Source organism: Halomarina litorea, from assembly GCF_024227715.1.
Taxonomy (GTDB): Archaea; Halobacteriota; Halobacteria; order Halobacteriales; family Haloarculaceae; genus Halomarina; species Halomarina litorea.
In genome coordinates, this window is the sequence record NZ_CP100448.1 from 1,470,801 (window position 1) to 1,496,611 (window position 25,811).

The 25,811-nt window shown below is 69.6% G+C and carries 29 protein-coding genes; 10 read left to right on the forward strand and 19 right to left on the reverse strand.

Features of this window, described 5'->3' with window-relative positions; genetic code table 11:
* Window positions 1-83: 83 nt before the first annotated feature.
* A complete protein-coding gene (locus NKG96_RS08000; protein ID WP_254538008.1) occupies window positions 84-860 on the forward strand; it encodes an SDR family NAD(P)-dependent oxidoreductase in 777 nt (258 codons plus the stop codon).
* Here the strand turns inward: NKG96_RS08000 and NKG96_RS08005 are convergent.
* Complete coding sequence (locus tag NKG96_RS08005; protein ID WP_254538009.1) at window positions 857-1,579, reverse strand: hypothetical protein; 723 nt, start codon at window positions 1,577-1,579, stop codon at window positions 857-859. The two genes, NKG96_RS08000 and NKG96_RS08005, sit on opposite strands and share 4 nt — an antisense overlap.
* Before the next feature lie 51 nt (window positions 1,580-1,630).
* Between NKG96_RS08005 and NKG96_RS08010 the strand changes: the two genes are divergently transcribed.
* Together NKG96_RS08010 and NKG96_RS08015 are read left to right on the forward strand one after the other, a co-directional pair.
* Window positions 1,631-2,572, forward strand: coding sequence for a carbohydrate kinase family protein (locus NKG96_RS08010; protein ID WP_254538010.1), 942 nt, complete (start codon window positions 1,631-1,633; stop codon window positions 2,570-2,572).
* 30 nt (window positions 2,573-2,602) lie between these two features.
* Entirely contained in the window at window positions 2,603-3,514 is a 912-nt protein-coding gene (locus NKG96_RS08015) for a DMT family transporter (RefSeq protein WP_254538011.1), read from the forward strand.
* Between the two features lie 6 nt (window positions 3,515-3,520).
* Here the strand turns inward: NKG96_RS08015 and NKG96_RS08020 are convergent, their stop codons facing one another.
* The 7 genes from NKG96_RS08020 to ggt form a co-directional block, all read right to left on the reverse strand.
* Window positions 3,521-3,688 carry a hypothetical protein gene (locus NKG96_RS08020; protein ID WP_254538012.1) on the reverse strand — a complete coding sequence of 56 codons (168 nt, stop codon included), beginning with the start codon at window positions 3,686-3,688 and terminating at the stop codon, window positions 3,521-3,523.
* Between the two features lie 149 nt (window positions 3,689-3,837).
* Complete coding sequence (locus NKG96_RS08025) at window positions 3,838-5,499, reverse strand: alkaline phosphatase D family protein (RefSeq protein WP_254538013.1); 1,662 nt, start codon at window positions 5,497-5,499, stop codon at window positions 3,838-3,840.
* 250 nt (window positions 5,500-5,749) lie between these two features.
* Window positions 5,750-6,151 carry a DUF7344 domain-containing protein gene (locus NKG96_RS08030; protein ID WP_254538014.1) on the reverse strand — a complete coding sequence of 134 codons (402 nt, stop codon included), beginning with the start codon at window positions 6,149-6,151 and terminating at the stop codon, window positions 5,750-5,752.
* Between the two features lie 69 nt (window positions 6,152-6,220).
* The gene (locus tag NKG96_RS08035; protein ID WP_254538015.1) at window positions 6,221-6,535 is read right to left on the reverse strand and encodes a HalOD1 output domain-containing protein; all 315 of its coding nucleotides are present in this window, start codon (window positions 6,533-6,535) and stop codon (window positions 6,221-6,223) included.
* Window positions 6,536-6,709: 174 nt separating this feature from the next.
* Complete coding sequence (locus NKG96_RS08040) at window positions 6,710-7,465, reverse strand: helix-turn-helix transcriptional regulator (protein WP_254538016.1); 756 nt, start codon at window positions 7,463-7,465, stop codon at window positions 6,710-6,712.
* 114 nt (window positions 7,466-7,579) lie between these two features.
* Window positions 7,580-7,738, reverse strand: a complete 159-nt coding sequence (locus tag NKG96_RS08045; RefSeq protein WP_254538017.1) for a DUF1059 domain-containing protein — start codon at window positions 7,736-7,738, stop codon at window positions 7,580-7,582.
* Window positions 7,739-7,839: 101 nt separating this feature from the next.
* A complete protein-coding gene (gene ggt, locus NKG96_RS08050; RefSeq protein WP_254538018.1) occupies window positions 7,840-9,714 on the reverse strand; it encodes a gamma-glutamyltransferase in 1,875 nt (624 codons plus the stop codon).
* A 148-nt stretch (window positions 9,715-9,862) separates the two neighbouring features.
* Here ggt and NKG96_RS08055 point away from each other — a divergent pair, with 148 nt between their 5' ends.
* The gene (locus tag NKG96_RS08055; protein WP_254538019.1) at window positions 9,863-11,065 is read left to right on the forward strand and encodes an alpha-hydroxy-acid oxidizing protein; all 1,203 of its coding nucleotides are present in this window, start codon (window positions 9,863-9,865) and stop codon (window positions 11,063-11,065) included.
* A gap of 22 nt (window positions 11,066-11,087) precedes the next feature.
* On the opposite strand, the gene NKG96_RS08060 is transcribed toward NKG96_RS08055, so the two are convergent.
* The 3 genes from NKG96_RS08060 to NKG96_RS08070 form a co-directional block, all read right to left on the reverse strand.
* A complete protein-coding gene (locus tag NKG96_RS08060) occupies window positions 11,088-12,065 on the reverse strand; it encodes an LLM class flavin-dependent oxidoreductase (RefSeq protein ID WP_254538020.1) in 978 nt (325 codons plus the stop codon).
* A 67-nt stretch (window positions 12,066-12,132) separates the two neighbouring features.
* Window positions 12,133-13,302, reverse strand: a complete 1,170-nt coding sequence (locus NKG96_RS08065; RefSeq protein ID WP_254538021.1) for a CaiB/BaiF CoA transferase family protein — start codon at window positions 13,300-13,302, stop codon at window positions 12,133-12,135.
* Between the two features lie 44 nt (window positions 13,303-13,346).
* Entirely contained in the window at window positions 13,347-13,949 is a 603-nt protein-coding gene (locus tag NKG96_RS08070; RefSeq protein ID WP_254538022.1) for a C1q-like domain-containing protein, read from the reverse strand.
* A gap of 383 nt (window positions 13,950-14,332) precedes the next feature.
* On the opposite strand from NKG96_RS08070, the gene NKG96_RS08075 reads away from it, so the two are divergent.
* Together NKG96_RS08075 and NKG96_RS08080 are read left to right on the forward strand one after the other, a co-directional pair.
* Complete coding sequence (locus NKG96_RS08075) at window positions 14,333-15,994, forward strand: long-chain fatty acid--CoA ligase (protein ID WP_368409297.1); 1,662 nt, start codon at window positions 14,333-14,335, stop codon at window positions 15,992-15,994.
* A 301-nt stretch (window positions 15,995-16,295) separates the two neighbouring features.
* Window positions 16,296-17,519: an acyl-CoA dehydrogenase family protein gene (locus tag NKG96_RS08080; RefSeq protein ID WP_254538024.1), complete on the forward strand. Its 1,224-nt coding sequence runs from the start codon at window positions 16,296-16,298 to the stop codon at window positions 17,517-17,519.
* A gap of 9 nt (window positions 17,520-17,528) precedes the next feature.
* Here the strand turns inward: NKG96_RS08080 and NKG96_RS08085 are convergent, their stop codons facing one another.
* The 5 genes from NKG96_RS08085 to NKG96_RS08105 all read right to left on the reverse strand — a co-directional run bounded on the left by NKG96_RS08085 (window position 17,529) and on the right by NKG96_RS08105 (window position 20,731).
* A complete protein-coding gene (locus tag NKG96_RS08085) occupies window positions 17,529-17,753 on the reverse strand; it encodes a hypothetical protein (protein WP_254538025.1) in 225 nt (74 codons plus the stop codon).
* A gap of 44 nt (window positions 17,754-17,797) precedes the next feature.
* On the reverse strand, window positions 17,798-18,604 hold the full coding sequence (locus NKG96_RS08090) for an SDR family NAD(P)-dependent oxidoreductase (RefSeq protein ID WP_254538026.1): 807 nt from the start codon (window positions 18,602-18,604) through the stop codon (window positions 17,798-17,800).
* 75 nt (window positions 18,605-18,679) lie between these two features.
* The gene (locus tag NKG96_RS08095) at window positions 18,680-19,477 is read right to left on the reverse strand and encodes an SDR family NAD(P)-dependent oxidoreductase (RefSeq protein ID WP_254538027.1); all 798 of its coding nucleotides are present in this window, start codon (window positions 19,475-19,477) and stop codon (window positions 18,680-18,682) included.
* Window positions 19,478-19,519: 42 nt separating this feature from the next.
* Window positions 19,520-20,179, reverse strand: a complete 660-nt coding sequence (locus NKG96_RS08100) for a DUF502 domain-containing protein (RefSeq protein ID WP_254538028.1) — start codon at window positions 20,177-20,179, stop codon at window positions 19,520-19,522.
* An 81-nt stretch (window positions 20,180-20,260) separates the two neighbouring features.
* Complete coding sequence (locus tag NKG96_RS08105; RefSeq protein WP_254538029.1) at window positions 20,261-20,731, reverse strand: peroxiredoxin family protein; 471 nt, start codon at window positions 20,729-20,731, stop codon at window positions 20,261-20,263.
* A 108-nt stretch (window positions 20,732-20,839) separates the two neighbouring features.
* Between NKG96_RS08105 and NKG96_RS08110 the strand changes: the two genes are divergently transcribed.
* Both NKG96_RS08110 and NKG96_RS08115 read left to right on the forward strand, forming a co-directional pair.
* Window positions 20,840-21,082 carry a glutaredoxin family protein gene (locus NKG96_RS08110; protein ID WP_254538030.1) on the forward strand — a complete coding sequence of 81 codons (243 nt, stop codon included), beginning with the start codon at window positions 20,840-20,842 and terminating at the stop codon, window positions 21,080-21,082.
* A gap of 64 nt (window positions 21,083-21,146) precedes the next feature.
* On the forward strand, window positions 21,147-21,305 hold the full coding sequence (locus tag NKG96_RS08115) for a DUF7563 family protein (RefSeq protein ID WP_254538031.1): 159 nt from the start codon (window positions 21,147-21,149) through the stop codon (window positions 21,303-21,305).
* Between the two features lie 17 nt (window positions 21,306-21,322).
* Here the strand turns inward: NKG96_RS08115 and NKG96_RS08120 are convergent, their stop codons facing one another.
* Together NKG96_RS08120 and NKG96_RS08125 are read right to left on the reverse strand one after the other, a co-directional pair.
* Entirely contained in the window at window positions 21,323-21,724 is a 402-nt protein-coding gene (locus NKG96_RS08120) for a cupin domain-containing protein (protein WP_254538032.1), read from the reverse strand.
* A gap of 49 nt (window positions 21,725-21,773) precedes the next feature.
* On the reverse strand, window positions 21,774-22,535 hold the full coding sequence (locus NKG96_RS08125) for an SIR2 family NAD-dependent protein deacylase (RefSeq protein ID WP_254538033.1): 762 nt from the start codon (window positions 22,533-22,535) through the stop codon (window positions 21,774-21,776).
* A gap of 87 nt (window positions 22,536-22,622) precedes the next feature.
* Between NKG96_RS08125 and NKG96_RS08130 the strand changes: the two genes are divergently transcribed.
* Both NKG96_RS08130 and NKG96_RS08135 read left to right on the forward strand, forming a co-directional pair.
* The gene (locus tag NKG96_RS08130) at window positions 22,623-23,894 is read left to right on the forward strand and encodes a DUF7537 family lipoprotein (protein ID WP_254538034.1); all 1,272 of its coding nucleotides are present in this window, start codon (window positions 22,623-22,625) and stop codon (window positions 23,892-23,894) included.
* Window positions 23,895-23,942: 48 nt separating this feature from the next.
* Complete coding sequence (locus NKG96_RS08135; RefSeq protein ID WP_254538035.1) at window positions 23,943-24,551, forward strand: Ig-like domain-containing protein; 609 nt, start codon at window positions 23,943-23,945, stop codon at window positions 24,549-24,551.
* Window positions 24,552-24,557: 6 nt separating this feature from the next.
* On the opposite strand, the gene NKG96_RS08140 is transcribed toward NKG96_RS08135, so the two are convergent.
* Window positions 24,558-25,766 carry an acyl-CoA dehydrogenase family protein gene (locus NKG96_RS08140; protein ID WP_254538036.1) on the reverse strand — a complete coding sequence of 403 codons (1,209 nt, stop codon included), beginning with the start codon at window positions 25,764-25,766 and terminating at the stop codon, window positions 24,558-24,560.
* Window positions 25,767-25,811: the final 45 nt, after the last annotated feature.

The window sequence follows — 25,811 nt, forward strand, 5'->3', positions numbered from 1 at the left end:
CAGTAAACCTCCTGCGCCCCTGAAACCGACCGGCGTGACCCCGGGATAGCTATTTATCACGGACCCGCCACATCAGGGTCGCAATGGACCTTGGACTCAGTGACCGCACTGCCCTCGTGACGGGCGGCGGCGGCCGCATCGGGAGCGAAGACTGCAGAGTGCTGGCGGAGGAGGGCGCCGAGGTGGTCGTCCTCGACGTGGACGAGGACGCCGCCCAGTCCGTCGCCGACGAAATCAGTGAGGACGGGGGCACCGCCCACGCCGTCGTCTGCGACCTCACCGACCGCGAGGACGTGGCCGACACCGTCGGGGCCCTCCGTGAGGAGACGGGCGGTGTCGACGTCCTCGTGAACAACGCCGCGATGGTGGACGCCCGCGACCGGGTGGCGAACTTCGACGACGACGTCTGGGACCGCGACGTCGCCATCAACCTCACCGGCGCGTACAACGTCACCCGTGAGGTGTTCCCCGCGATGTGCGACCGCGGGTGGGGCCGCGTCATCAACATGTCCTCGATGGCGGGGTGGCAGGGCGGCTTCGGGCAGATTTCCTACTCCGCGACGAAGGCCGCGCTCATCGGCTTCGGCAAGACCCTCGCCCTCGAAGGCGCGCAGTCCGGCGTCACCTCGAACGTCATCGCGCCGAACATCGTCGTCGAGGCGCTCGCAGACATGTCCATCGAGGAACTGGAGGAGTTCGACTCGCACTTCGCGCGCATCGCCAAGGCGACGCCGATGCGCAAACTCGGGAAGGAGCGCGACGTGGCCGACATGGTCGCGTTCCTCTCCAGCGAGCAGGCCTCCTACGTGACGGGACAGGTCGTCGGCGTCACCGGCGGCATCGACCTCTTCTCGTTCTAGCGGGGGACGGGGGCGACTCCCCCGACCACGCTCCCCTCGCTCGTGACGACCACGACGGGGACCGTCCCGGCGAGCGACCGCCGCTCTCCCGAATCCCACCGAAACGTGACCGACTCCCCGGTGTCGAGCGTCGCCGTCACCCGGTAGGCGTCGGTCCGCGGGTCGTCCGCGACGGCGGAGACGTAGACGCCCGTGTCGGGACCCACCGAGAACTCGTCGGTCGTCGCGTCCCCCGAGGCGTTCGGCCCGACGGGTTCGAGTGTCACCGTCACGGTCCGCCCTTCCTCGGCGAAACTGTAGACGCGGAGCGCGAGGTTCCGGTCGTCCCGGCCGTCGCCGCCGTCCCGCCGCGTCACCGTCCCCTCGCCGATGCGCGTCTCGCTCGACGTGGTGACCCGGTACACCGACTGCCAGCGCCCGGTGCCAGTCTGGTCACCGTAGCTGAACCCGCCGCTACACCCGACGAACGCGTAACCCGCCCGGTCGGTCGTCCCGAGCGTCGTCGCGCCGCAGGCGAGGCGTTCTTCGGTCGCGCCCCGGTCCGCGGCCGCCCGGTGCCGCTTGGTCGTCTCGCTGGCGTTGGCGTAGTCCGCGACCCGGTCTGCGGTCAGCGTCTCCGGGTGGTCGGGGGCCGGCGGGGGGTCGATGGTGCCGAGGCCGAGACAGCCGACGAGCGCGAGGAGCGCCACGAGGGCGAGGATACGGGCGGGGAGGGCCATACCCCGGCTTCAGTGCTGAACTACTTAACCGAGGGGGCGAGTAAGCCCGCCATGACCGACGACGGGGTGCTGGTGGCCGGCGAGACGCTGGTGGACATGCTCCCGGCCGGTGGTGCGGGAACCGACGGGGAGACCTTCCATCGTCACGCCGGGGGTGCGCCCGCGAACGTCGCCGTCGGCCTCGCCCGCCTCGGCGACCCGCCGCAGTTCTGGACGCGACTGGGCGGCGACCGGTTCGGCGACTTCCTCGCCACTACGCTCGCCGACGAGGGTGTCTCCGACACGCTGGTCGAACGCGGGTCGGGGACGACGGCGCTGGCGTTCACCGAACCGGGTGTCGAGGGCCGCTTTCGCTTCTACGCGTCGGGGACGGAGACGGTGGCGCTGGACGCCGACCGGGTCCCCGACGGCGTCCTCGACTCGGTGGGATGGGTCCACGTCGGGGGGTTCCTGCTCGGCTTCCCCGAGGCACGGCGGGCGACGGTCCGCCTCGTCGAACGCGCCCGCAGTCGGGGGTGTACCGTCTCGTTCGACCCGAACGTCCGCCCGGAGGTGTTCGCCGACGGGGAGACGATGCGGGCGGCAATCGACCGCCTCGTCGCCCGCGCGGACGTGCTGAAGGTCTCGGAGGAGGACCTCTCGCTCGCGGGCTACGACTTCCCGGACCCCGTGTCGGCGCTGGCAGACCGCGGCCCGCACACGGTCTTCCGCACGCGCGGCGCGGACGGCGCGAGCGCACTCGCCACGGAGGACGCGCCGTGGGGAGCGGGCCGCTTCGACCACGACGGCGTCCCCGTCGACGCCGTCGAGACGACGGGCGCGGGCGACGCCTTCACCGCCGGCGCGATAGCGGCCCTCCGGGACGGCGAGTCGCTCCCGGACGCCCTCGGGTTCGCCGTCGCGGCGGGCGCGGCGGCGACCACCGCCCACGGCGCGATGGGCGCCCTCCCGACCCACGAGGTGGTCGAGTCGACCCGGCGGGACGTGGCGTAGGTTCTTCACCCCACTTCACCAACGGGAGGCGTGTCCCGCCTCCGCCCCGTCGCGCTGTTCCTCTCGCTCGGTCTCCTGTGGGGGTTGTCGTTCCCCGCCATCACGGTGGGGCTGTCGGCGCTCGACCCGCTGTTCTTCGCGGCGACGCGCTACGACGTGGCCGCCGTCGCCCTCCTCGCGTACGCCGTCTTCGGCACCGAGCGCTGGCGGCCGACCGGCCGCGACGACGTGCTGGCGGTGCTCGCGGGCGGGGTGTTCCTCGTCGCGGGCAACAGCCTGCTGTTCGTCGGTCAGCAGACGACGACCAGCGGCGTCGCCGCCATCATCTACAGCCTCATCCCCATCCTGACGACGGTGTTCGCCTTCCTCCTGCTGGCGGACGAGCGCCTCTCGCGGACCGGCCTTCTGGGGGTCTGCTTCGGCCTCGTCGGCGTCGTCATCATCGCCCGACCCGAACCGGGGAACCCGCTCGCGGCGGGCGTCGTCGGCAAACTCCTCATCCTCGCGGCCGCCGCCAGCGTCGCCCTCGGGAGTGTCCTCATCCGGCGGCTGTCGCCGTCGCTCGACGATGCCGGGCTGACCGGGTGGTCGATGCTCGCCGGGGCGGTGTTCCTCCACGTCGGGAGCCTCGCCACCGGGGAGTCCGTCCCCGGCGCGCTCTCGCCGGCGGTGCTGACGGCCGTCGTCTACCTCGGGACGCTCGCCACCGCCGTCGCCTTCCTCATCTACTTCCACCTGCTCGGCACCTACGGTCCCCTCCAGAGCAACCTCGTCTCCTACGTGGTGCCGGTCGTCGCCACCGTCGCGGGCGCACTCTTGCTGGACGAACCCATCACGCCGCTCACCGTCGTCGGGTTCGCGGTCATCCTGCTCGGGTTTGTCCTCCTCCAGCGCCGCTCCCTGGCGCGGTTCCTCGCAGAACGTCGCGGGACGAGAGCGTAGCCCGCTTCAGGTCGCCGACGTCGTCGGCCCGTCCATGCTGAACCGCTCGACGGCCGTCTCGCCGCACCTGCACTCTCCGTCCTCGGTGGGGAGGATGAACGATCCGTCGGCGCGTTCGCGTCCGGCGTAGGCCTGACCGCACGCCGTACACGTGACGATTGCGCGACTGCTCATCGGCGACTCACCTGCCTCGACTGCGGGGGTTCGTCGGTCGGCATGGGAGTACCCGGACCGACACGGCGCGGCAGGGTATAGCCATCACCAAACTGTTTTGGACGTCCTCATTGGGGCCCACACGCCCGGTGTGGGCGGTACTCGCTCGGTCAGCGTGCGTCCGTCGCGGTGCCGTCGCCGTCCTCCCGGCCGAAGTGTCGCCGCGCGCGGGCCAGCACCCGTCTGTCGTCGTTCGGCCGGTCGACCGTCTTGTCGACCGCGTAGGCGGTGTACGTACACGCCTCCCGCGAGAACTCGACGACGGCGTAGCCCCACTCGTGGCTGTCGAAGAACGCCATCTGGGGGTTCATCGCGGGCATCGCACGCCGGAAGAGCGGGCGCGCGAGTCGCGCCGCGAGGCCGTCGTCCACGCCGAAGGTCTCCGAGAAGTTGACGCTCGTGACGGGCGGTCCCATGAACTCCGTCCCGACGGCCGGGCCGTCGCTCCCGTCGAGGCGCTGGGTCCCCGCGAGCGAGCAGTGGAGGTCGCCGCTGAGCGTGACGACCGCCGGGTCTGCGTCGTGGAGGTCGGAGAACACTCGCTTGCGCTCGTAGGGGAAGCCGTCCCACGTCGAGTCGGCCTTCGGGTGGACGGCGAACGGGCCGACGCCGACGCGGAACGGCATCGTGAGGACGGCGCTGGCCCACCCGAGCCACCGGGTGTCCGCCGCGGCGGTCCGGTCGGCGAACCACTCCCGCTGGTCGTCGCCGAGCATCGACCGGTCCGGGTCGCCCTCGCCGCCGAGGCCGAGGGTGACGCCGAACAGCGAGAGCGCCCGTGGGGGCGGTCCGTCGCGGTAGAACCGGTTGTCGGTGACGAGGAGTTCGAGCAGGTCGCCGAACCGGAGCGACCGGTAGAGGCGAAACGACTCGTGGGGGTGTTCCTCGTCCGGGTCGTAGTGGACCCGCGAGGGGACGTTCTCGTACCACGCCCGGATGCCGGCGTGGAGCAGAGCCGTCGCGACTTCGGGGTCGTCGCCCTCGGGGTGGTCCGGGAGGACCGGCACGTCGCGCGCGTCGTCCCAGTAGCGGTCGTTCGAGACCCCGTGGTCGTCCCACCCGGCGACGAGCGTGTGCGCTTCGAGCGCACACTGGAGGTTCCGGTCGGACCGGTAGAGGCGGTGGAGCGCCCGGAAGTCCGCGAGCGTCGTCGCCCGGTCGGTCCCGCTCGGGAGCGTCGGGTTGCGGTCGGGGTAGCGCGCCCCGTCGTCGGCCGCGAACAGGCCGCCCGCCGACTCGTAGATGAAGTCCCCGAGGTGGAGGAGGAAGTCGACGTCCTCCTCGGCGATGTGGGCCAGCGCGCCGTAGTAGCCGTTCTCGTAGTCCTGACACGAGAGGACGCCGAACCGGACCGACTCGACGCTCGCCTCCGGGTCGGGGAGCGTCCGACAGCGCCCGGTCCGGGAGGCGACGCCGTCGTGGACGAAGCGGTAGTAGTAGGTCGTGTCCACCTCGAGGCGGCCGTCGAGGTCGAGGCGGACCGTGTAGTCGAACGCCGGGTCGACGCGGTCGGCGGGCAGGTGGGCGTCGACGACGACCGCCTCGAAGTCCGGGTTCTCGGCGACGACGACGCGGACGGGGTCGGCGGGGTCGTATCGCTCCCCGTCGAGGCGCGTCCAGAGGACGACGCCGGCGGGCGTCGGCCCCCCGCTGGCCACCGACTGGGGGAACACCGAGTTGGCCGCCGAGTCGTCGACGTCGCCGGGGTCGAAGGCGTCGTCCGGGTCCGCGAGTGCCGACGGTCGGACGTCCGGGAGTGCCTCACCCCCCATCGGTCGCCTCGCCAACGCTCGTCGTCGTGTCGTCTGCGGGGAGCGCTCGTCTCACGACGGTTCGTTCCCCGGCGGGGGTGTTCAAGCTACGGCATGACGATCGCGCCGGTACGGGGGACCTCCCGGAGGGAACCGCTCCGAACGCCACCCGACGTGCCACGGAACCCCCGGTTCGTCGCGGTACGACGCGAACGGTGGCGTGGTCGTCCGCGTCGACCCGGACCGCGGTCGGGGGCGTGCGCGGTGCCGGTCAGGTCCCGCTCCCGTCCTCGTGTTGGTGTGCCAGTTCGAGATACGGCTTCGCTCGCTCGAAGGAGAACCCCCGGGAGATGGTCCCGGACTCGCTGACGTACTCCACCAGGTCCGCCTCGCAGAGTTTGGGGAGGACGATGTGGTGGAGCGCCGTGACGAGGTACTCGCGCTGGTCGTCGGTCACCTCCTCCCGCGGGACGTCGTACTCCACGGCCGCGAGTTGCGACGCTACCTCGTCCCGAGATGCCCGTTCCTCGTCGACCAGGAGCGAGAGGACGGCCCGCTGGCGGGCCGTCGCGAGTGCCGAGAACAGGCGGTCGAGCGACAGTTCGTCCTCGCCACCGTCCGACACGATATCCTGCCGTTCGCGGGGCAGAGACCGGTCTGATTTGTCGGCCATCAGGAACTCCTACTAGTTCAAGCAGGATCCGAGCTATATATTTAATGGCCGATTGCCGGATATGGCCGGTCAGGTTTCCGAAGGCGGTCGGATGACGACCTCACCGTCGGTAATCGTGACCCGCGACTCCTCGTAGGTGAACGTGACAACGGGGGACTCCGGACGATCCTGCCGGTCCGCGATGAGGTGCGCGACCCGTTCGACGGCCACTACGTCGCTCAGGGACGTCGACTCCGTCACCGGCACCCCCCGGATCTTCGCGACGGCTGATGCGATACCGAGGAGTACCCGCTCGGCGTCTGCTGTACTGGACGCGTCGTACTCGCTCCGGTAAGTCCCGGTCGTCTCGTCGAACCGGAACGAGTCGTATGAGTCGTGTGTCATCGTCGATTGGATGCGCTCGTCGGGCGCGGGGACGTCGCTACGGGCGGAGGTCGCGCCTGTCGGATTTATATCTGCTGGTGGTGGTGTTCAAAAAAGACATCAGTCGCAGTGATGACACAGGTTTCAGCGGTGAACAGCCGCCGGTGCGGACGTCCGTGTCCCCGGCGTCCCGGCTCAGAAGAGGGTCGCGTACTCGGCGTCGCTCCAGTAGCGCCCGAAGAGGGACTCGGCCCACTCGGCGACCGCCGGGTTCGACGTCTCGACGAACGCCGTCGGGAGTCCCTCCGAGTCGTGGGCGGTCAGACCGACCCGCTCGTCGAAGAGGAACAACTCGAACGGGCACTCGTCGTGTATCTTCACCTCGAACCGCCCGGTCCGGGCCGACTCGCGTGACTCCGCGCCGTACTCGGAGAAGAGGACGTCGACGACCTCCCGGTTGAACACGGCCTGGATTTCGGCCCCGTTCCGGACCGAGCGATTGGCGATGTCGACGTATATCGGGGAGACGACCCGCGAGAACATCCGCATCGAGTCGGCGTCGGCGAGCATGTCGCGCAGTCGCTTGACCGCCAGGTGTGGATGTCCCGCTCGCGGGCGGACGACCGTCGCGTCCGTCAGGTGCTCGAGCGGGAGGTCGACCGAGTCGGCGTCGACGACGTTGAGGAGCGGTTCGAGCCGCGCTATCGACTCGAGTTCGGAGAGGTACGTGTCGGTGCGGGCGGCGACTACCTCCCCGACGCCGGTCAGCCCGAACGTGCCGTCGACGTCTTCGACGAGTCCCTTCTCCGTCAGCGACCGCATCGCGCGGTGGACCGTCGACCGGGACGCACTCGAGTTCCGTTCGAGCGCTTCGGTGTCTGCCGGTCCCTCGCGGAGGTGTGACAGTAACTCTGCCCGCTTGATTATCTCGGGTGCGTCGTCACGTTCCATGGTGTGCAGTCCGCAGTGAGTGGGTCGGTCGCGTTCCCCGACCGACTTCCGGTGGTAGTGATAGCACGAACCGACCCCGTCTTCGGGGTCCGGGAGCGACTGCCGGGTGACTCGTTACGCGCGCTCGACCTCGGAGCGGATCGCCTCCCCTTCGAGGGACAGGTCGTGGGTCCGTTCCGCGTGCTCCTGGACGAGATACACCAGTTCGTCCTCCGAGTCCGCACGGATCATGAAGCTACACCCAGTCTGATAACACTCGAACTTGACAGGCATCGATTGCACGGACGACGGGGTTAGATTAAAACCTCACCTTCCGCCAGCGGGTACCGTCTGTCGGGACGGGACTCCGCGCCGGGGAGGGGTACCGACCGTCCTCAGTCGTCGTCCTCCTCGTCCCCGCCGGTTCCGGTCGCCAGCCCCGCCCGTCGCCCGTCTGCGACGTCGAGGTAGCCGTCGTCGGTCACGCGGATTGCCTGGACGTTGCCGAGTTGCCGCGGTTCGGGCTGGAGCGTGTGGTTCCGCTCGCGGAGGTTCGAGACGGTCCCGTCGGGAACCGCCGGCTCCCAGAGCACCTCGGGGTCGGTGTCGTTGTAGATGCGCGGCTCACGCACGGCCTCGGGGAGCGAGAGGCCGAACGTGGCGACGTTCACGATGACCTGCGCGACGGTGGTGATGATGGTCTTGCCGCCGGGGGAGCCGACGGTCATGAGCGGGTCGCCGTCCTCGAAGACGATGGTGGGGCTGGTCGAACTGAGGGGCCGTTTCGTCGGGGCCACCTCGTTCGGACCGCCCGGTACCGCGTCGAAGTCCGTCAGTTCGTTGTTGAGCACGACGCCGTACTCGGGGACGACGATGCCGGAACCGAACAGTTGCTCGATGGTCGACGTCCACGAGACGAGGTTGCCGTCGCCGTCCGCGACGGTGAAGTGCGTCGTGTGGCTCGTGTTCCGCGAGGAGGCGCGGGACCCGCCGGGTTCGCTCCCCACGTCGACGGAGGGTGCCTCCACGACGTAGGGGTTCCCGGGCTGATAGCTCCACGGGTCGCCGGGCTGTGGCCGCCCGGGACTCGCGTTGTGCGGCGGGATGAGGCCCCGGCGCTCCGCGAGGTACGCCTCGTCGAAGAGCCCCTGCCACGGCGCGTCGACGAACGCCTTGTCGCCCATGTACTCGCCCCGGTCGGCGTACGCGAGGCCGAACGCCTCGACGAGCGCGTGGTACTTCGCCGCGTCGCGGGGGTCGTACTGCCCGAGGTCGAGGGGGTCGACGAGGTTCAGGATGTGCCCGATGGTGAGACCGCCGGAACTCGGCAGGGACATCGTCCGCACCGTCAGGCCGTCGTACTCGGCGTGCTCGGCGTGGTCGATGGTGACGTTGTAGCGCGCGAGGTCGTCGACTGTCATGGAGCCACCCTCCTCCTGGACCACGTCGGCGAGCGCCTGTCCGAGCTCGCCGCCGTAGAGCGCGCCGATTCCCTCGTCGCGGATGCGCCGGAAGGCTTCCGCGAGGTGAGGCTGGTCCAGCGTGTCTCCCTCCGAGAGCGGTTCGCCGTCCGGGACGAACAGGTCGCGCGCGGCGTCGTTGAAGCGGCCCATGTTCTCGCGGATGGACTGGGCGACGAAGGCGTCCACCTCCACCCGGGTCCCGTTAGGTTTCGCCAACTGGATGGCCGGTTCGATGAGGTCCGCGATGTCGCGGCTCCCGAAGCGCTTGAGCGCGACGTCGCAGGCACGGAGGGTGCCGGGGACGCCCACCGCCTGCCCGAGACCGATGCGCTCGCCGAACGGGATGGGTTCGCCGTTCTCCTGCAGGAACATGTCCTTCTCGGCGTTCAGCGGGGCGCGCTCGCGGTTATCGACGGCGTACGTCTCGTCTTCGTCGGCGTCGTAGACGAGCATGAACCCGCCGCCGCCGATGCCGGAGGTGTGCGGCTGGGTGACGTTCAGGGCGAACTGGACGGCAACCGCCGCGTCGACGGCGTTGCCACCGCCTGCGAGGACGCGCTTCCCGACTTCGGAGGCCTGTGGGTGGACGGAGGCGACCATCCCGTCCGCCGCACGGGCGACGCTGGGGGCGGGCATCTCGCCGTCCTGCGTTGTGCCGTCGCCGTCGTCGCCGGCGACGACGCCCGCACCGCCGGTGACCATCCCGACGCCGAGTGCCGCCGTTCCGGCGAGGAAGGACCGCCGGTTCGTCGACAGGTCGGCGTGGTCGCCCGCATCCCGGCTTCGACCGCCGTCTTTTCGTGACATGACGATACAACGTCCACTCAGAGTCGATTTAATATTAATTCAGCTCGGCTCTGTATTCGACTGTGTGCGAGAGTCCCTCTCGTGTACTGGTGCCCAGTCTGCCACCTTCCCACACACCACTTATGTACCGCCCCTCCGACGCCCGCGTATGGTCGAGGACCCCTCCGAGCCGTACGGACAGGACCGACAGCGCGACGTCATCGCCTCCGGGATGCTCGCGGACGACCCGCCGGACCTCCCGGTCCGCTACGAGGAACTGGAGGCGCGCGCGGTGGAGGCGATGGAGTCGGGTCCGGCGAACTACCTCGCGGGCGGGGCGGGCGGGGAGACGACGATGAGCACCAACCGCGAGGCGTTCCGCGAGTGGCGTATCGTCCCCCGCCTCCTGCGGGACGTCTCCGAGCGTGACCTCTCGGTCGACCTCCTCGGCCGGGAGTTCGACGTCCCGTTCATGGTCGCGCCCATCGGCAACCAGACCATCTTCCACGAGGCGGGCGAACTCGGGACCGCCGGTGCCTGCGCCGACCTGAACGTCCCGATGTGCCTCAGCTCCGTCTCCTCGCACACCATCGAGGAGGTGGCCGACACCCTCGGTGACACGCCGAAGTGGTTTCAGCTCTACTGGTCGTCGGAGCGGGCCATCATGGAGAGCTTCGTCGGGCGGGCCGAGGACGCGGGGTTCGACGCCATCGTCGTCACCGTCGACGTGCCCATCCTCGGGTGGCGCGAGCGCGACCTGCAGGGCGGCTACAGCCCAAGTCTCGACGGCGCGGGACTGGGCAACTACTTCTCGGACCCCGCCTTCCGCGAGGGGCTGGACGAGCCACCGGAGGAGAACGAGTCCGCGGCCATCTACCACTGGCTCGACGTGTTCGGCAACCCGGCGCTCGACTGGGACGACGTCGAGGACCTCGTCGGGATGACCGACCTCCCGGTGGTCGTGAAGGGCCTGCTCCACCCCGACGACGCCGAGGAGGCCATCTCGCGCGGCGTCGACGCCATCGCCGTCTCGAACCACGGCGGCCGCCAACTCGACGGCGAAATCGCGGCGCTCGAAGCCCTGCCCGGCATCGCCGACCAGGTGATGGGTCGCGTGCCCATCACCTTCGACAGCGGCATCCGGCGGGGACCGGACATCGTGAAGGCCCTCGCCCTCGGGGCGGACGCCGCGATGGTGGGCCGCCCGTTCGCCTGCGGCCTCGCCGTCGGCGGCGAGGCGGGCGTCCGCGAGGTGCTCTCCAACGTCCGGGGCGACCTCGACGTCTCGCTGTCGAACACGGGGACGGCGAGCGTCTCGGACCTCGACGAGTCCGTACTCGTCCACCGGTCGGAACTGGCAGGCGGGCGCTGAGCCGGTTCAGAGCCTCAGAGCCTCAGAACCGCACGGGGGCGAGTTCCTCCACCGTTCGCTCGGCGAGGTGGCCCGCGCTGTTCGGGATGGTCAGGAGCGGTCGGTCGACGACGTCCATCTCCCCGATCTCGCGCAACTGCTCGCGGGCCTCCTCGGGCGTGCCGGCGACGCCGAGGGCGGCGACCATCTCGTCGGTAACGGCCTCGGCGGCCGCCCCCCGGTCGCCCTCGTGCCACAGGTCGGCGACCCGGTCGGCCTCCTCGGGGAACCGTCCGCCGACTGCTCGCTGGTAGCCCTTCCCGCTCCCGACGTAGTACGCGAGGTGTTTGCGGACCATCAGGCGGGCCTCGTCGGCGTCGTCGCTCACGCAGGCGGGGACGTAGGGGGCCACGTCGATGGCGTCGGGGTCGCGGCCCGCCTCCGCCGCGTGCTCTGCGATGTACTCGAAGGAGTCGGCGAGGTCCGGGAACGGGACGTTGTGGGGGATCCAGCCGTCACAGAGGCGGGCGACGACCCGCCGGTTCGCGCTGCCGAGGGCGGCGTGGTAGATGGGCACGTCGTGGTCCAGCGACGGGAAGTCGGCGGCGTGGAACACGTCGCCATCGTAGGTGACGCGCCCCTCACCGGAGAGGTAGGCCTTCGTCAGTTCGATGCACTCGTGGGCGCGCCGGATGGGATTCGGGTCGTCCCACTCCATCCCGTGGAGGTCCTCGACGGCCTTCCGGGTGCTGGTGCCGACGCCGAGCGTGAACCGCCCGTCGGAGAGGTCGTCGATGGTCTTCGCTGTCATCGCCAGCACCGCGGGGGTGCGCGAGAAGACGTTGAGGATGGCCGTCCCGAGTTCGATGTCGTCCGTCCGGGCGGCCACGTCCGTCAGGCGAACGACGGAGCTCTCGCCCCAGAGTTCGCCCATCCACGCGGACTCGTAGCCGAGGTCCTCGGCGCGGACGGTGAAGGCGGTCGGGTCGTCGACTGCTGGTACAAGTACGCCAAGTCGCATGGCACCACGTGCCCCGCCGACGGGATAAATCCGTGCCACGCGACCTGCGGGTCGCGGCCGACGGCGCTCAGCGAATCGCGCCCCCCTCGCGGAGCCGTTCGAGGTCCTCGTCGCTCACGCCCGCCGCCGAGAGGAGTTCGGCGGTGTGTTCGCCGTGGCCGGGCACCGACTCGTCGGTCTCCGGGCGGTCACAGACCGCCGGGAAGCCCACGCGGGGGTGGTCGCCGCCCTGGACCACGTCGCGGGCGGCGAACTGTTCGTCGGCGACGGCCTCCGCGGGCGTGAGGACGGGTTCGACCGCCGTGTCGGGGCCGAGCGCGTCCGCCCACTCGTCGCGCGTCCGCCCCGCGAACAGCGAGTCGAGTTCTTCGCGGAGGGCCGCCTGCTCGGCCGGGTCCTCCGTCCCGTGGTACGAGACGAGGTCCTCGCGGTCGACGCCCCGGCAGAACGCCTCCCAGAACTGGGGTTCGAGCGCCCCCAGGGTGACGAACCGCCCGTCGGCCGTCTCGTAGACGTCGTACCACGGGTAGCCGCCGGTCAGCGGCGTCCCGCCCGGTCGCGGTCCCTCGCCGCCCCCGTCGGCCGCCGTGAGCGCCCCGTGGGCGACCGTCTGGGAGAACGACAGCACCACGTCGGTCATCGACACGTCGACGTACTCGCCGCCGCCGCCACCGAGTTCGCGCGAGAGGAGGGCGCTCACGACGCCGAACGCGGCACAGAGTCCACCGCCGAGGTCGGCGACCTGGTAGCCGGGCGTGGAGGGGGCGTCGTCCTCGCCGTCGCGACTCATGTCGAGAAAGCCCGTCCGACCCACGTAGTTCAGGTCGTGACCCGCCCGGTCCGACAGCGGACCGGTCTGGCCGTACCCCGTCAGCGAGCAGTAGACGAGGTCCGGGTTGTACTCCCGCAGGGTGTCGAAGTCCACACCGAGGCGCTCGACGACGCCGGGGCGGAAGCCCTCGATGACCACGTCGCTCTCCTCGACGAGCGCGTAGAACGCCTCGCACGCGTCGTCGTCCTTCAGGTCGAGGGCGACCGAGCGCTTCCCCCGGTTGACGCCGTCGAAGACGCCGCCGACCCCGCGGTCGGTGGTGGGGGGCATGTGTCGGGCGTAGTCGCCCGCACCGGTGTCTTCGACTTTCACCACGTCGGCGCCGAGGTCGGCGAGCAACTGGGTGGCGTAGGGGCCGGGAAGCAGGCGGGTCAGGTCGAGAACGCGGATGCCATCGAGGCGCATACCACGCGGTGAGGGGGCGGGGGGCTTAAGATTCAGTCCCGCGCTCACCCCACCCGGTCGACGGTGAGGAAGGTGAGCGGCTGGAGCTGTCCCACGACGACCGCCGGGTCGGAGGGTGCGGTGCTGCTGTAGGTGACGAAGACGTCGACGGACTCCCCCGCGTGGAGGTCGACGAGTTTCGACACGGAGGCGGTGGTGTTGACGTCCGTCGCGCCCGCGGCGACGGACATCGCCCGCGGAGTGCTGTTGACCCGGACGAGGAGTTTCACCCCCGCGCCGCGCACCGTGGGGATGTGGAACTCGCCGGCGGTGTCTATCCGGTAGCGCCCGGAGGCCGAGGCGGTGTACTGGCCCGTCTCGGCGTCGTAGTTCCCCCCGTCGTCGAACGCCACCCGGTCGAACGTGACGACCCGCCCCGACGACTGCGGGAGGTCGATGGACGACCCGAGCGACGCCGAGAACGCCTCGCTCGCCATCTGCGCGCCCGCCGTCCCCGCCGACCCCAGACCGAGACCCCCCGCGACGCCGAGCAACCCGAGTGCGGTCCGGCGACTCAGCGACAGGCCCGCGAGTCCTCCCGTGGTCTCCCCGCGCCGTGGCTCCCCGCCTCCCGCATTCCTGTCAGTCCCCCGTTTGTTTCCCGTCATGTGTGACTCGCGATACCGTGAATCATGGGTCTGGAAGGATAAATCGTTCGCGTCCCGGGGAGTGTCCGGATGCCATTCTCCCCGACGCGCAGCGGCGAGGGTGTGTGCCACCACCGTGGCGTTCCGGGCCGCGCGCGAGGGGGAGACGGGTGGTCACCCCTGCGCACTGGCGGTCTGTCGAGTCGGCCCACCTGTGTCCGTTCCGACCGTGTGTGCTCGCACCGCCGTACATCGCGTGTCCCACTACCGACGACCAGCCGCGTGTGCCAGCCGTCAGTATGTCCCAGTAGGTGTTAGGGGATATAAATATCTCGCCGAGTGTCACTTACTGGGAGTCCGAACAGCTATGGTGTGTGATATGGCATGTGGCTACACACGCCATGATGGACGTTCCACTCACGCTGAACGGGCTACTGGACCGGGCCGTCGACCTCTTCCCGGACCGCGAGATCGTGACGAAGACCCCCTCCGGCGACCTCCATCGCTACACCTACGCGGACCTCGGGGTGCGGGTGGCGCAACTCGCCCACGCCCTCGACGACCTCGGCGTCGGCCGTGGCGAACGGGTCGCCACGGTCGCGGCCAACAACTACCGCCACCTCGAACTGTACTTCGGGCCGCCGTGTTCGGGTCGGTCGATGCACATGTGCAACATGCGCCTGCCCGACGACCACTTCCAGTTCATCGTCAACGACGCCGAGGACCGGGTACTGTTCGTGGATCCGGCGTTCCTCGAGAAGGTGGAGGCGAACGCGGATTCGCTGGAGACGGTCGAACAGTACGTCGTCCTCGCCGACGAGGTACCCGACACCTCGCTGGACCCGGTCGTGGCCTACGAGGACCTCCTCGACGGCCACCCGACGGAGTACGACTGGCCCGACATCGACGAGGAGAGCGAGTGCGGGATGTGCTACACCTCCGGGACGACGGGCAAGCCGAAGGGCGTCGCCTACACCCACCGGGGCATCCACCTCCACAGCCTCATGTCGGGGCACACCGACGCCAACGGCATCGGGGAGGCCGATACCGTCCTTCCGGTCGTCCCGATGTTCCACGCCAACGGGTGGGGCATCCCCTACGCCGCCACGTTCGTCGGCGCGAAGCAGGTCCTGCCCGGCGTCCACACGGACCCCGGCTCTGTCGCGGAACTCATCGACGGCGAGGAGGTGACCATGTCCGCCGCCGTCCCGACCATCTGGCTGGAGATGGCCCAGTATCTCGACGAGAACCCCGAGGTGGACATCTCGAACATCGACCGCCTCACCGTCGGCGGCTCCGCCCCGCCCGAGTCGCTCATCCGCAAGTACGACGAGCGATACGACGCGCCCATCCTGCAGGGCTGGGGGATGACCGAAACCTCCCCGCTGGGGACGCTGAGCACCCTCCGGAAGGAAGTCGCGGACGCCGACCCCGAAGAACAGTACCGCCGCCGGGCGATGGCGGGGGTCCCCGTCCCCGGGATGCAACTGCGAATCCGAGATGAAGACGGCGAGGACCTGCCCCACGACGGCGAGGCGATGGGCGAACTGCAGGTCAGAAGCCCGTGGGTCGTCGACTCCTACCACAACCGCCCGGAGGCGAACCGCGAGTCGTTCGTCGAGGACGTCCCCGCGAGCGACGCGAGCGGGGAGCAGCGAGACTCGTCTCGCGAGCGGTGGCTCAGAACGGGCGACATCGCCACCGTCGACGAACTGGGGTACGTCGACATCGTCGACCGGACGAAGGACGTCATCAAGTCCGGCGGGGAGTGGATTTCGAGCGTCGAACTGGAGAACGAACTGATGGCCCACGAGGCCGTCGCGGAGGCCACCGTCATCGCCGTCGACCACGAGAAGTGGCAGGAGCGGCCGATGGCCTGCGTCGTCCTGCGGGAGGGCCACGACGCGACCGACGAGGACCTGCGCGAGCACCTCGCAGACCGGTTCCCCAAGTGGTGGCTCCCCGAGACGTACCGCTTCGTCGACGCCATCCCTCGCACCTCGACGGGCAAGTTCGACAAGATGACCCTCCGCGAGGAGTTCGGGGATGTGCGACTGGGGGAGTAGCGCGGTTCGGAGGGCCCGAAGGGGCCGAGAACCGCGGAGTCCGAACGGCGACTGTCGGGTGCCGTGAGGAGTAGGGAGGTTCGAGCGTAGCGAGAACCTCCAACAGAACGAGCGGGGAACGATAGTGACCCGCGAGTAGCGCGGGTCGGAGTGCGTGATTCGGAGCGAGCTACGCGAGCGAGAATCGCGGGATCTGAAGGGTCCGGGAACCGCGAGCGAGACTGACGGAAGCCGCGGTCCCTGCCCTTGGTACCGAGCGCGGCCACCCAGCGGTTAAGACCCCTCGCCCGGAGGTGGCGGTATGGCAACGCAGGACACGGTCCCGTCCGGGGTCAGTTTCGAGGAGGACGAGGAGTGGCGGCTCATTCGTGGGAGCCTCGACGAGTTCGTCGAGCGGGAGGTCGACCCGCTGGAGGACGACCTCGGCGAGACGTGGTCGAACCCGCGCAAGCGCCACGAGGACGACGGGCGACTGGTCGAGGAGGCGCTGGAGGCGATACGTGAGGTCCGACGCAAGAGTGCCGAGGCGGGCTTCTACGCGATGAACCTCCCCGAGGAGGCGGGGGGCGAAGGCGTCTCGAACGTGACGTGGTACCGCGCGAAGAAGCACGTCGCCAGCCACGGGACGGGACTCGCGAGCGAGATACTCGCCGGGCCGGAGGGACCGAAACCGCTCCTCCTACAGGCCGAGGGCGAGCAAGTCGAGGAGTACCTGAAACCGGTCGTCCGCGCCGAGAAGTCCACCGGGTTCGGCCAGACCGAACCGGGAGCGGGGTCGGACTCGCCGAACATGGAGACGCGCGCCGAGAAGGACGGCGACGAGTGGGTCATCGACGGCACGAAACAGTGGATCACGAACGCCCCCTACGCCGACTTCCTGCAGGTGTTCGCCCGGACGACGCCACAGGCGGAGGCGGGGCGCTACGGCGGCATCACCTGCTTTCTCGTCGAAGCCGACGAGTACGAGGTTGGCAGTTTCAACAACGCCGTGGGGGCCGAGGGACTGCAGGCCGAGGTCCACCTCGACGGCGTGCGCGTGCCCAACTCGCGGGTGCTGGGGACGCCCGACGAGGCGTTCTACGAGGCGATGGGCTTCCTCTCGCTGGGCCGGATGGAACTCGGCGCGGAGGCGGTCGGCTTCGGTGAGTACCTCCTCGACCGGGCGGTCCAGTACGCGAACGACCGCGAGGCGTTCGGGCACTCCATCGGGTCGTTCCAGGGCATCTCCCACAAGGTCGCGAAGGGGCGGGCGCACAACTACGCTGCCGACGCCGCGGGCCTGAAACTCGCCTGGAAGATGGACGACGGACAGGAGGCCATCGAGGACTCCTCCGTGTTCAAGTACGTCGCCACGAACGCGATGTGGGACATCGCCGACGACACGGTGCAGGTCCACGGGGGCAACGGCCTCGCGGAGGACAACCCGTTCATGGACCACCTCCACTACGCGCGCCTCCTGCGCATCGTGGAGGGCACCGACGAGATTCAGCTCAACACCATCGCCAAGCAGATGGGCGTCGAGTAGCGCGCTCGCCTACCGGCCCGCCGGTCGTCGGGGGTCGAAGTCATCCGCCGACTGCGTTCGTCTCGCCCGGACATACGAGCGCGCCCCGACCAGCACCGTCGCCAGTGCGAGGAGGCCGACGGCGAGGTTCACCGTCATCAGCGCGAAACACGCGAGCAGAACCGTGAGCACGAGCCACGCCCCACGCAGGGCGAGGGCCGCGTCGACGCGACGGAGGAGTTCCGGGTCGGTCATGGTACGAGGAGGCGCGCCGGGGAGATGAACGAGCGCCGACCACACTACTGCGCCAGCCACCCGCCGTCGACGGGGAACGACTGTCCCGTGACGTAGCTCGACGCCTCGCTGGCGAGGAAGACGGCGAGGCCCTTCAGTTCCGACGGGTCGCCCCGTCGCCCGAGCAGGGTGCGCTGGTCGATGGCCCGGTCGAACCGCTCGCGGCCCTCCTCGGAGAGGGCACCGAGGCCCGAATCGAGCAGGTCGGTGTCGAAGAACCCCGGCGCGATGGCGTTGACGCGGATGTCGTGTCTGGCGAAGGAGACTGCCATCTCGCGTGTCAGGTTCACCACCCCTCCCTTCGCGGCGCTGTAGGCCGGTTGCGTCCCCGCGAGACTCCCGACGTGGCCGTAGATCGAGGCCGTCGTGACGATGCTCCCCCCGCCCGTCTCGCGCATGGCCCGCGCCGCCTCCCGGCAGGTGAGGAAGACGCCGGTGAGGTTCACGTCAAGGACCGCACGCCACTCGTCGAGGTCGTACTCGGCCACGGGGGCCTGTACGCCGCCGACGCCCGCGTTGGCGAACGCGACGTCGAGGCCGCCGAGGTCCGCCGCGGTCCGGGCGACGCTCTCTTCCATCGCCATCTCGTCGGTCACGTCCGCATCCAGCGCGAGCGAGCGGGTGTCGAGACCCGCCGCCGTCTCGCTCGCGGCGTCGGCGTCCACGTCGAGGCACGCGACGGCCGCGCCCGCCTCCGAGAGCGCCTCGGCGTACGCGCGGCCGATGCCCCCGCCCGCGCCCGTCACGAGCGCGACCGACCCCGCGAGGTCGAACTGCTCCGGCATGCTCCTGTCTCCGTTCCCGTCTCCCATAGCAGGGGCTCTCGCCGGAGCTATATCCGTCTTGACGTGCGACGGGGCGGGTGCAGGCGTCCCCGGACCGCACGGTCAGCGCGCCAGCCAGCCGCCGTCGACTGGAATCGTCTGGCCGGTCAGGTACGACGCGGCGGGCGAGGCGAGGAACACCGCGGTCCCCATCAGGGCCGCCGGGTCGGCGGGGCGGTCGGAGAGCGTCCGACGGCCCAGCGCCTCGTCGCGTTCCGCGACGGCCGTCTCCGAGAGCGTCCCAATGGCATCGTCGGCAAGGTCGGTGCTGACGAACCCCGGCGCGATGGCGTTGACGCGGATGCCGTGCGGGAGGAGTGCGACGGCCATCTCGCGTGTCAGGTTCGTCACGCCGCCCTTCGAGGCGGCGTACGCCGGTGCGGTCCCGGTGTAGCTCCCGACGAACCCGTAGATGGACGCGGTGCTGACGATTCGGCCCGCCGTGCCCGCGTCCATCATCGCCCGGGCGGCGGCACGCGCCGTGAGGAAGACGCCGGTGAGGTTCACGTCGAGGACCGCACGCCAGTCTGCGAGCGACAGGTCGTAGAACGGCTCCCGGGCACCGCCGATACCCGCGTTCGGGAAGACGGCGTCCAGACCGCCCAGTTCCTCGACGGTGTGGTCGACCGCCGCGTCGACCTCGTCCTCGTCGGTCACGTCCGCCTCGACGGCGAGGGCGGGGCCGTCGAGCGAGGCGGCCGTCGACTCGGCCCGGTCGCCGTCGACGTCGAGACACGCGACGGCGGCCCCGGCCTGTGACAGGCCCGTGGTGTACGCGCGACCGATACCGCTCCCGGCCCCGGTCACGAGCGCAACGGACCCCGCGAGGTCGAACTGGTCGAGTACGTTCTCATGTACCATGACAGGGACTCTCGACGGGGGGATATCTGTCTTGGTGCCCGGTCAGGTCCCGGCGGCCACTGACCCGCCGTTCCCGGTGAGTTCCTCGAGATTCACGCGCTCCTCGCCGGTCATCCCCGTCGTGATGACCATCTGGAGGCCCTCCTTGACGGTGAGTTCCGTCGCCACGATGTCGGACTCGGGGAACACCGCGAGGAAGCCGCCCATCGGATTGGGACTCATCGGGACGAACACGTTGTAACAGCGCTCGCTGTCCACCCGGTCGGCGAGTTCCCGGCTCACCCGGTCGGGCGTGTCGTTGGTGACGAACCCGAGCGTGTACGCCCCCTCGCGGGGCCACTCGACGATGACGGTGCGCTCGAACTGCCCCTCGCGGCCGACGATGGCGTTCGAGGCCTGCCGGGCGCTCGAGTACACCGCCCGGAGGACGGGGATGCGCTCCATGCCCTCGTCGAACTGCGTGAACGCCCCCCAGCCGATGCCCCTGCGGACCACGAGGCCGAGGACGGTGACGAGGACGAACAGACAGACGACGGCGAGCACCTGAAACAGCGGGTTGTCCCGGATGGCGAAGCTCACGAACGGCTGGACGAGGCCGAGGAGGAGGCCGTAGACGAACAGGGCGACCCAGACGGTGATAGCGAGCGGCGCGACCAGGACCAGTCCCGTGACGAACCCCTTTCGAACCGCGTCGGCGGGCATGTTCCCCCGCAGTCGCCGAACGTGTATAGGTACCACGGATCACATCACAGAATTGGCAGGACCCTCGACCCCGGAGCGGGGTCAGAGGTTCGCGACGGCCGCCTCCACCTCGTCTCGGGGTGCCGGCGAGATCCAGTCGTCGGCGACCCACCGGTAGGCGACGCGCATCTCCCCGTCGACGACGAACGTGGCGCGCTGTGGCGTCGTGACGTTCGCCATCCCGTCGCGCTCCCGGCGGAGGCCGTAGGCGTCGGCGGCGGTGCCGTCCGTGTCCGCGAACAGACGAAACGGACTCTCCAGTTCGCGGAGGAAGGCGTTCTGCGCGTAGGGGCCGTCGCGGCTCACGCCGACGACGGGCACGTCGAAGTCGGCCCACCCGGCGCGCTCGTAGCGTTTCCACCAGTTCTCGGCGATGGCGGAGAAGGCGAACGCGGAGAAGACGAGGACGGCTCCCTCGCTCGCCACGTCGGCGAAGCGCGTCGAACGGAACGTCTCGCCGGTACACAACAGCGTCTCGAAATCGGGCGCGTCGTCACCCTCCTGCGGTGGCATGGGTGGACCTCACACCCGCCCGGCAAAAGCGTGGCGCGCGCGGCGAGGATTCGTCACGACGACCCGGGGGAGGTGGGGTTTTTGTCGCTGGGGGACCAGCGTACCAGTATGACGCTGACGCTCTACCGACTCGAGGGCTGTCCGTTCTGTGAACTCGTCGTCGACAAACTGGAGGAACACGACCTCGACTTCGAGAGCGTCTGGGTGGAGGGCCTCCACTCCAAGCGCGACGAGGTCAAGCGCGTCTCCGGCCAGCGCGGCGTCCCCGTCCTCGTCGACGACTCGCGGGGCCTGACGATGGCGGAGTCCGAACGCATCAACGAGTACATCGAGACGTCCTACGCGAACTGAGCGGCTGTCATTTCGTTCCGAGTGACACAGGTATTTACGTCGGTGTCGGTTACCTTCGGTCACGATGCCTACGTGCCAAAACTGCGAGTCGTTCGTCACCGAGGCGTACGTCCGAGTGTTCGCGCCGGACGGGATGAACTCCGTCCGTGTCTGCCCGCAGTGCGAGGACAAACTCCGTGACGGCGCGGAGATACGCGAGGCGCGTTCCTCGCGCGGGAACTAGTCTCGACCCCCCGCGACTCAGTCGTCGAGGCTGTGCGGGTCGAGTCCCGGGTCGTCGACGGCCGGCGCGCCGAGAGCGAGGACGACGCCCCGGTCCTCACCGACGTACCGGTGGCCGTGACCCGTCTCCGGGCCGGCGACGTAGAACGTCCCCGGCCCGGCCTCGACGAACTCCTCCTCGCCCGACTTCCCGAGTTTCAGGGAGAACTCCCCCTCCATGATGTAGTAGAGTTCCTCCTGTTCGCTGTGGGCGTGGTACTGAATCTCCTCGCCGGGGTCGAAGTACCAGACCTTCACCTTCATCTGTTCGGTGCCGAGCGCCTCGTCCACGGCCCGGATGTCGAGGTCCGGGGGAATCTCCTCGACCTGCGAGAGGTCGGTCAGCGCCACGTCGTCGGTGTGTACCACTTCGTATCCCATGGCAGGCTGACCCACGGAGGGGGGTACCAAAACTCCTCGCCCGCGCGCCCTACTCGGTCACCAGTTCGGCCAGTCGCGGGAGGGCCTCGGTCACGTCCACCCGGAGGTCGTAGTCCGCCCGCCCCGATACGGGCGTCTTCTCTAAGTTGACCACGGCGAGTGTCGCCCCGCGCGTGGCCGCCTCGCGCGGAAACCCCGCCGCGGGTTCGACCGTCAGCGACGACCCGACGGCGAGGAACACGTCACAGCGCTGGGCGAGCGAGTGCGCCCGGAGGCGGGCGCCCTCGGGCAACTGCTCGCCGAACAGCACCACGTCCGGTTTCAACACGCCCTCGCACTCCTCGCAGGTGGGCGGCACCTCGCCCGCCCGCACGCGTTCGCGGACCGGCGGCGCGTCGAACCGCCGTCCGCAGTCGGTACAGACCACCCGCCGTCCGTTCCCGTGGAGTTCGACCACGTCCTCATGGCCCGCCGCCGCGTGGAGGCCGTCGACGTTCTGCGTGACGAGACCGGTGAGGTGGCCCGCCCCGGCCAACTCCGCGAGTGCCTCGTGGGCGGCGTTCGGTTCCACGTCCCCGTCGTACAGTTCGGCGGCGAGTTCGAGACGGTCTCGCCAGAACCCCGCCGGGTCCGACCGGAAGCGCGAGACGTGGAAGTCCCCCGTGTCGTAGCGCGTCCAGAGGCCGTCCGGCCCACGGAAGTCCGGGATGCCGGACGCCGTCGAGACGCCCGCGCCAGTCATCGCCACGACCCGGTCGGCGTCCCGTACCGACGACGCCAGTCCCCGGAGCGCCGACTCGTCCACAGTCATGCCCGGCGTTCGTCCCGTCTCGCTATTAGGTGGTCGGTGTCCGCCGCGCGGCGGTACGATTATGTGTCGCCAGTATAGTATGAAAACATGAATGTAGTTGTAAACAGCCGGTCGCGCCGCGCGCTGGCGGCGCTCCTCTGTGCGGTTCTGGTCGTCACGGCGGGGTGTCTGGGCGGCCTGACGGGGTCGGAGCGCGACGGGACGACGACCACTGACGCGCCGGGAACACCGGTCGGGACGACGGACGCGCCCGGCGGGGCGGACGAAACGGCGACGGCCGACGGCAGGCCGTACCCGGCGACGCTCCCCGACGGCGAGGCCATCCTCGCCAGACACACCGGACTGGTCGAGGAGCGGGGGTCCGTCACCGTCCGGTCCACGTTCGAGTTCCGGAGCGCCAGCGTGGACGTCACGCAGAACACGACCATCCGCTCGGACCTCGACGCCGAGACTTACAACCGCTCGATCGAACACATCGACGGCCTCACGGCGGTCACCTACGGGTCGTTCGGCGAGGGGGCGGTCGAGATGAGCGTCCTCTCGACGGGCAAGCGGCGCTACCACGAGGCACGGGCCGTCGAACGACGGAAGGCCCTCGCGGGCGTCGAGGCCGGCGCGTTCGACAAGTACGACTTCGAGTATGCGGGCACCGTCGAGGCGGAGGGAACGACGCTCCACCACTACACGGTCACGTCGCTCGACCAGGTCGTCGTCCGCGAGATTGGCACCGTCACGGGCGAGGTGTCCCCGGAGAACATCTCGGCGTTCACCCGCGACGCCTACTTCACCGAGGCGGGCCGTCTGGTCCGCTACGAGGCCCACATGGTCTACGACTACGGCGGGGAGCGGACCGTCTCGCAGACGCTCCGCGTCACCGACGTGGGCGAGACGAGCGTCGAGGAACCCGCCTGGTACGACGAGGCGAAGCGGTCCATCGAGAACCGCCCCCGACCGGACGACGTCGTCACGCGCACCGACAGCGACCGGGGGGCGACGCTCAGCGTCACGGGCGAACGCCACGCGGTCGGCGGGCAGTACACCGACGTCGAGGTCCGGGAGCCGTGGTTCTGCTGTCTCTACAACGAGGGGACGAACGCCTCGCGCGCCTCGGAAATCGTCGGCCTCGACCTGCCCGAGACGTACGGCGAGTCGTCCTTGACCGTCGAGTACGACGAGTCGCGGGTCCCCGACGGCGACGAGTCGGGCCTCGTGCTGGTCCGGTTCGACCGGGAGGCACAGACGTTCGTGCGCGTGGAGGCGACTCACGACGCCGAGGCGAACACGTTCACGCTCGACAGCCCCGCGAAGGCCGACTACGCCGTCTTCCACTGGGAGACGTGGGTCGCGCAGTTCGACTGACTCGACACCCCCTGAAAGTACTTGTCTCGGCACGAGAACGTTCGACCCATGTCCCGTCCCTCCAGACGCGCTTTCCTCGCGGCCTGTTGCAGTACCCTCCCCCCTCTCGCCGGATGCTCGTCACTCCCCGACCCGCCGGGACAGTCCCCGCCGACGGAGACGCCAGAGGAGAGGGAGTACGGTTCGAGGGAAACTACTCGGAGAACGACCCGTCCACCCCGCGAGGGTCCCGACCCGTTCTACGTCGAGAACTACGACGACCGGGCGTACTGCCTCTCGCTGTCGGTCACGCGCGGGGACGAGACGCTCGTCGACGGGAAGTTCCGCCTCGAACCGGGGTCGGGCCTGACGTTCACCGCCGTCGGCGAACTCGAAACGACCCACGAGGTGCGCGCGTCGCTCGCGTCGGGCGAGTCGGTGTCGGCGGAGTGGTACCCGGTGGTCTGTCCGGGTCGGTACCGCGGGTCGGGAGCGAACCGTGCGGGCGGTATCCTCGTCAACCGAGAGTCCCTGTCGTTCGGGACGAACCACTGCGACGCCGTCTCGTTCGGGCACGCGGTCGAGACGTACCGCGTCGACCCCGCTTCCGACGACTGCTCGGGGGACGTGGAGAACGGGACGAGAGAAACGAGAGAGAACGACTCGAACGCGACCTGACCGACTTCAGAACGTCGTCAGGTTCTCCATCGACTGGTCGCCCACCTCCTCGAAGGCGTCGCGGGCGATGACGCGCTTGTGGACCTCGTCGGCCCCGTCGACGATGCGGAACGCGCGGACGGCCTGGTAGAAGTCCGCGATGGGGAGGTCCTTCCCGATGCCGTTGGCCCCGCAGGCCTGCACGGCGAGGTCGATGGTCTCCTGCGTGGCGTTGGCGGCGAACACCTTACACATCGAGACGGGGATGCGCGCCTCGTTGCCCTCGGAAATCTGCTTGGCGGCGTGGCGAACCATCGTCCGGGTGGCGTGGAGATTCGTCTCCGCCTCCGCGATGGAAAAGCGCAGGTCCTGTTTCTCCGAGAGCGTCGACCCGAAGCCCTCGCGGTCGCTGACGTACGCCTTCGCGATTTCGAGCGACCGGGTCGCCATCCCGGTAAAGCGCATGCAGTGAGTGAGACGGGCGGGGCCGAGGCGTTGCTGGGCGTGGGTGAACCCCTCGTTGAGGGTGCCCAGCAGGTTCTCCTCGGGGACGCGGACGTCGTCGAAGCGCACCTCCGAGTGCGTCTCGTCCATGAGCGACTGGCCCATGTGGGGGATGTCGCGGACCACGTCGACGCCCTCCACGTCGCGGTCGACGAGGATGAGCGACGCGCCGTTGTACGGGTGGGCGTCCTGATCGGTCAGCGCCATCACGATGAAGAAGTCCGCGATACCGCCGTTCGTGGTCCACCACTTGTGGCCGTCGATGACCCACTCGTCGCCGTCCTTCTCGGCGGTGGTCTTCATCATCTTCGGGTCCGACCCGGCGCCCTGCTTGGGTTCGGTCATCGAGAACCCGGAGCGAATCTCGGCGTTCACGAGGGGCTTCAGGTACTCCTCTTTCTGTTCTTCGGTGCCGAACATCTCCAGGGTGTGCATGTTCCCCTCGTCGGGGGCGTCGACGCGCATCGCGGGCGCGCCGAGGACCGAGCGCCCGGCCTCCTCGAAGAGGGGGAGGACGTCGCGGAAGTCCATGCCCATGCCGCCGTACTCCTCGCCGATCTGTGGGCAGAAGACGTCGTACTCGCGTGCCTGGTCGCGCAGGTCCTCGACGACCTCGGGGTCGATGGGACCGTGGCCGAGGTGCTCCCGTTCGGTCGGGATGACCACCTCCTCCATGAACGAGTTTGCGCGCGCTCGCAGGTCCTCCGCTTGCGGGGAGTCGTCGTACTCCATACCCTCCCCTACGGACACACCAATGTAAATCGATTGGCGCTGCGG